A 5,641-nucleotide genomic window follows, 5' to 3' on the forward strand; every position below is an offset into this window, starting at 1 on the left:
CATGGCTGAAAGCTTAATACTTGAAGGGCGAAGGGAAAGAACATTCCCTAGAACAGTTAAGCCTAGACCACAACGGTATGCTAAGAACAAAAATGCCGTTCACTCTTAAGTGAACGGCATTAGCCTCTGGCCGCCTATTTTAATTGATAAGTTTGCTTACAAACCAGCGTCGGCAAAGACTTGATTAACAATCTGTTGCGCTTCCGCTTCGATTTGCTTGAGGTGCTCATCGCCCTTAAAACTTTCACAATAGATCTTATAAATATCTTCTGTGCCTGATGGACGAGCAGCAAACCAGCCATAATCAGTGGTCACTTTTAATCCACCGATGGCTGCGCCATTACCGGGAGCATGCGTCAAGCGGGCTGTGATCTCATCTCCCGCTAATGTTTGCGCAGAGACCATCTCTGGTGACAATTTGCTCAGCACTGCTTTTTGTGGGCCATTTGCGACAGCTTGAATACGACTATATTTAGACTCTCCATGTTTCGCGGCCAGATCTTCATAATATTGCTGCGGATTTTTACCTGTGACAGCGGTGATTTCCGCCGCCAGTAAGCAAAGGATAATACCGTCTTTATCCGTTGACCAAGGCGTTCCGTCTTTACGCAGGAATGACGCACCTGCGCTCTCTTCACCACCAAAACCGAAGTGACCACTGTATAAGCCATCAACAAACCACTTAAAGCCGACAGGTACTTCACACAGCTCACGGCCAAGATCGGCGACCACACGGTCAATCAATGCACTTGATACTAACGTTTTACCAACAGCCACTTCTTTACGCCATTGTTTGCGGTGACGATACAGATAATCGATGCATACGGCTAAGAAATGGTTTGGGTTCATCAAACCTTTCGGAGTGACAATGCCGTGGCGGTCGTAGTCAGGGTCATTACCAAACGCGAGATCATACTGATCTTTTAACGCTAATAACCCCGCCATTGCATGAGGAGAAGAACAGTCCATACGCACTACACCATCTTTATCGAGTGACATAAATTGGAATGTCGGATCCACCGCTTCGCTCACCAGTGTTAAATCAAGCTGATACGCTTTGCCAATTTGACGCCAGTAATCAATACCACTGCCACCGAGCGGATCAACACCCAGTTTTAGATTGGCTTTTTGGATGGCCTCCATATCAATCACATTCACTAAGTCATCAATATAAGGTTTCACAAGATCAACTTGTTTAAACAGCGGCGATTGCTTTGCCGACATAATAGGCAGACGCTTCACGCCTTGCATACCTTCTGCAATGATCTCATTGGCACGGTTTTCTATCGCTTGGGTGATTTCCCCTTCAGCAGGGCCGCCATGGGTAGGATTGTATTTAATACCACCATCTTGTGGTGGATTATGAGAAGGTGTGATCACAATACCATCAGCTTTTTGCGCGTGCTTCAAGTTATGAGTCAAGATTGCGTGTGAAATACCCGGCGTTGGCGTATAGCCATTATCCTGTTGAACGATCACTTCAATTTCATTAGCGATCAGTACTTCAAGTACACTAGAAAAAGCAGGCTCAGAGAGTGCGTGCGTGTCTTTTCCGACAAAAATCGGCCCAGTGGTTCCTTGCTGAGCGCGCACTTCTGCTACCGCTTGAGCAATAGCAAGAATGTGGTTTTCGTTAAATGTCGATTTATCCGCGCAACCACGATGCCCCGAAGTACCAAATTGTACTTTATGGTCTGGGTTAGCCGCATCAGGTTGAAGTAAAAAGTAGTTTGCAACGAGCGCAGGGATATTATGTAAGTCTTCCTGCCGTGCTTTTTGTCCGGCGCGTGGGTGCATAGCCATTTTTGACATCCTTTCTTAAAATAACAACGAAATAAAAAGCCTCATGATACGGACTTAGTGGTCCGCAGTATGAGGCTTGAATCAGATTTTTATCTATGAATGGGCACAAATCAGATTGAGTGCGTCACTTTCTCAATAATGTCACTCGGGAAATTCATCAATACCATCAGCTGCTCGATCATCTGTTGTTTGCGGCTAGTATTGTTATTGGTAATGACCCAGAATGGTGTGTTTGGAATCGCTCTTGGCTTGGTTGTCTGCCCACTAGCAAGCAAGGTTTGCTCGTTATCAGCAAAATACACACGCTTACGTCCTTTCACTAAGGTCGCTTCAGCAAAACTTACTGGATCGATACGGTATAAGGTTGAAAGCACCAACATAAAACGATCAATTGCTTTTTTCAAAGCCGCAAATTCATCAGAAATGAGCAAAGAACGCATCTCTTTTACGCTATCAATCTGTATCTCTTGTACGGCATCTTTACTCACAACAATGCCCTTGGGCTCGGTACTTACTTGCGTCACGACCGCTGCTGCAGACACTTTACCGTCAACATTGAGCAAACGGCGTAAAATATCCGACGCGCTTTCTCCAATATGTTGGGTTTGGCTGGCAATATAACGGTATAGATCCTCATCAACCTCAATTGTTTTCATTCGCTTTTCACAATCTCAATGTTTAAACTCTGAGGGATTATAGCGAGATCTTCACTGATACTCTACGTTAAACCAATCACTAATAAGATAAAATGTCAGTACTTCTTAATTACAAACTCGAAGGTGAAGGTCACACCGTTGTTTTGATCCATGGTTTATTCGGCAATTTAGACAACCTAGGTTTGTTAGCAAGAGACCTAAAAGCCGATCACCAAGTATTGAGTATTGACTTGCGTAATCACGGTCAATCATTTCACAGTGAGGAACATGATTACGCGAGCATGGCATTCGATGTTGCGAGCTTACTCGAAGAGTTAGCTTGTAATTCAGTCACGCTGATTGGCCATTCAATGGGCGGTAAAGTTGCCATGAAGCTGGCTGACATCGCCTCATCCAAAGTCGCCAAACTGGTGGTTTTAGATATGGCACCCGTCAGCTATCAGCATCGGAAACATGATAACGTACTAGCGGGGCTCAATGCGGTTATTGCGCAGCAGCCCACCTCGCGAGCAAAGGTCATGGCCATTTTAGCGCAACATATTGAGCTAGAAGGCGTACGACAATTTCTCAGTAAATCGTTATTTAAACGAGAAGATGGTGTAATGAGCTGGCGTTTTAATGTTCCCGCCATTGAAAAAAATTACTGGAATATTTTAGGCTGGGAACCAATCCTTTGTAGCTCTATTCCAACCTTATTGGTTAAAGGCAGCAACTCTGACTATCTACTACCGGAACACCAAGAAATGATCCAGCAGCAGTTTAGCCAAGCGAAAGCGCACGTCATCGCCAACACAGGGCACTGGCTACACGCAGAAAAGCCCGTTGAAGTTTTACGAGCGATCAGGAAGTTCATTGGCAGCTAGCCGCTTTACTGTGAAAACAACAAGTGTGAAATAGGTACCAATGCGCGCATTAACTTTGACGAATAACAGTGTTATAGTGCGCTCAAGCAAATTGGCATAAAGGATACCCATGCTGTACGACTACATGAACATGCTTGAGTCGATTGGACTCGATCTTCTTTTTGCGTCTATATTTTTCCTTATCGGTATGGCAATAAAAGATGTCCTTAAGCAAGGTAATGTACCGCCATTTGGGCGCCGTATTGTATGGCTAGTTCTGTTTTTAGGTTGTGCTGGCTTTATCCTTAAAGGACTTATCCAACTCAGTTGGGAAGGCACCGGACTGGGGTAAAGAACACGCTCATCCGCCAGAAAATGACAAATTAAAGGTAATGATTCTATGGCAAGTGTAGGCCTCTTCTTTGGTAGCGATACCGGTAATACTGAAGCCGTTGCGAAAATGATTCAAAAGCAACTGGGTAAGCAGCTCGTTCACGTTCAAGATATTGCGAAAAGCAGCAAAGAAGACATTGATAATTTTGACTTATTGTTACTGGGTATCCCTACTTGGTACTACGGCGAAGCGCAGTGTGATTGGGATGATTTTTTCCCAGAATTAGAAGCGATCGACTTCTCGACGAAATTAGTTGCTATTTTCGGTTGCGGCGATCAAGAAGACTACGCTGAATACTTCTGTGACGCGATGGGTACAGTGCGTGACATTATCGAAAGCAAAGGTGCAACGATTATTGGCCACTGGCCAACTGAAGGTTATGAATTCGAAGCCTCTAAAGCCTTGGTTGCAGGTGACAATAGCCACTTTATTGGTTTATGCATCGATGAAGATCGTCAACCAGAGTTGACTGAACAGCGCGTCAGCACATGGGTTAAGCAGATTTATGAAGAGATGTGTTTAGCTGAACTTGAAGGCTAATCTCTTAAACATAAAAAATCCCCTTGCGAGGGGATTTTTTATTGACCCGTATACAACAGCACTCTTTTCTTTACCAAAGTAGACGGCCGATAAATGGAGCAAGCAACACAGTGACCATACCCGCAATCATCATCACCACACTCGACACTACCCCTTCAGCATTGCCAATTTGATACGCTTTTGCCGTTCCTGCACCGTGCGCGGAAGCGCCAAGACTGGCTCCTTTACCAAGCCCAGAGCGAATGGATAATAACGCTAACACCACTTCACCTACCGCCATGCCTATCACCCCAGTAAGTACCACAAACAGAGCAGTCAGATCACTTTGCCCACCAATTGACTTCGTCGCCTCAACAGCAAAAGGCGTGGTAATCGAGCGCATCGCTAAACTGCGCTGAAGCATATCGGGTAATTCAAACCAACGAGCCAACAAAACCGTGCTCCCCACAGCCACCACAACCGATACGATCACTCCCACGGATAGAGAGAGCCAGTGGCGCTTGATCAACAATCGGTTGTCATAGACCGGAATAGCAAAAGCCACTGTCGCCGGACCAAGTAGCCACAATAACCAATGAGATTCTGCCATATAGGTTTGGTAAGGGATGTGAAAGATCATCACAACAGCCACTAACAATATAGGGGCCAATAGCAGCGGCATTAAGAAAATAGAACGTTTACGTTGATAAAGGCACTTGCTGCCATAGTAAAAAGCCAAGGTTAGCAGCAAGCAAAATACACCAAGCAGCGTTGAGGTAAGTAGTGAGCTCATGATGAACGCTCCACTTTGGTTAGGCGTATTGCCCGGTTGCTTTTTCTACGCGCTAATATCAGCTCTAAACGATACATTTTATCAACGGTCCAAGCAGTAATAGCAATGACCATGATGGTACTGATGACAAGTACCGCCATAATTCGTAACCCTTGCTGTTGCATTAACTCTTGATAGTTAACGACCGCAATGACCGCTGGTACAAAGAACAACAGCATTTCCGCCAATAACCAAGTTGCTCCCTTGCGCAGCCAATCAACTTTTACAACTCGCATAATCACTAAAGTTAACAGCAATAGCATGCCCGTTAAATTTGCTGGTAAAGGAATATGAAAAGTGCTGACTAGAAAATCCGCCAAAAACCAGATCATTGATAGCGCAACAACTTGTACCACTGTTTGCAGATTGTTTTTTACTCTTTGGCTGTTTCTTATTCTTTGCATGATGAGACTAATGCCGTTTTGTGAAATTAGTCACATTATATTAAGCCATAAAACCATCGTAAAATGTAATGCCGTTCACTTAAGAGTGAACGGCATTTTTGTTCTTAGCATACCGTTGTGGTCTAGGCTTAACTGTTCTAGGGAATGTTCTTTCCCTTCGCCCTTCAAGTATTAAGCTTTCAGCCATGTTG

At 44.6% G+C, this 5,641-nt stretch carries 7 protein-coding genes; 3 read left to right on the forward strand and 4 right to left on the reverse strand.

Features of this window, described 5'->3' with window-relative positions:
- Positions 1-156 precede the first annotated feature (156 nt).
- Both pgm and seqA read right to left on the reverse strand, forming a co-directional pair.
- Entirely contained in the window at positions 157-1,803 is a 1,647-nt protein-coding gene (gene pgm, locus EXZ60_RS18290; RefSeq protein ID WP_277436110.1) for a phosphoglucomutase (alpha-D-glucose-1,6-bisphosphate-dependent), read from the reverse strand.
- Positions 1,804-1,913: 110 nt separating this feature from the next.
- The gene (gene seqA, locus EXZ60_RS18295; RefSeq protein WP_010318681.1) at positions 1,914-2,459 is read right to left on the reverse strand and encodes a replication initiation negative regulator SeqA; all 546 of its coding nucleotides are present in this window, start codon (positions 2,457-2,459) and stop codon (positions 1,914-1,916) included.
- A gap of 92 nt (positions 2,460-2,551) precedes the next feature.
- Here seqA and EXZ60_RS18300 point away from each other — a divergent pair, with 92 nt between their 5' ends.
- From EXZ60_RS18300 to fldA, 3 genes are all read left to right on the forward strand, one after another.
- Entirely contained in the window at positions 2,552-3,322 is a 771-nt protein-coding gene (locus tag EXZ60_RS18300) for an alpha/beta fold hydrolase (RefSeq protein WP_277436111.1), read from the forward strand.
- 109 nt (positions 3,323-3,431) lie between these two features.
- On the forward strand, positions 3,432-3,653 hold the full coding sequence (locus EXZ60_RS18305) for a DUF2788 domain-containing protein (RefSeq protein ID WP_010318683.1): 222 nt from the start codon (positions 3,432-3,434) through the stop codon (positions 3,651-3,653).
- Between the two features lie 48 nt (positions 3,654-3,701).
- A complete protein-coding gene (gene fldA / locus EXZ60_RS18310) occupies positions 3,702-4,235 on the forward strand; it encodes a flavodoxin FldA (protein ID WP_013856340.1) in 534 nt (177 codons plus the stop codon).
- 70 nt (positions 4,236-4,305) lie between these two features.
- Here the strand turns inward: fldA and EXZ60_RS18315 are convergent, their stop codons facing one another.
- Positions 4,306-5,007: an LrgB family protein gene (locus tag EXZ60_RS18315; RefSeq protein ID WP_013856339.1), complete on the reverse strand. Its 702-nt coding sequence runs from the start codon at positions 5,005-5,007 to the stop codon at positions 4,306-4,308.
- Positions 5,004-5,450: a CidA/LrgA family protein gene (locus tag EXZ60_RS18320; protein ID WP_013856338.1), complete on the reverse strand. Its 447-nt coding sequence runs from the start codon at positions 5,448-5,450 to the stop codon at positions 5,004-5,006. The genes EXZ60_RS18315 and EXZ60_RS18320 overlap by 4 nt, the downstream gene beginning before the upstream one ends.
- Between the last annotated feature and the right edge of the window lie 191 nt (positions 5,451-5,641).

The organism is Vibrio sp. 1151_11 (assembly GCF_029478525.1).
Classification (GTDB): domain Bacteria; phylum Pseudomonadota; class Gammaproteobacteria; order Enterobacterales; family Vibrionaceae; genus Vibrio; species Vibrio anguillarum.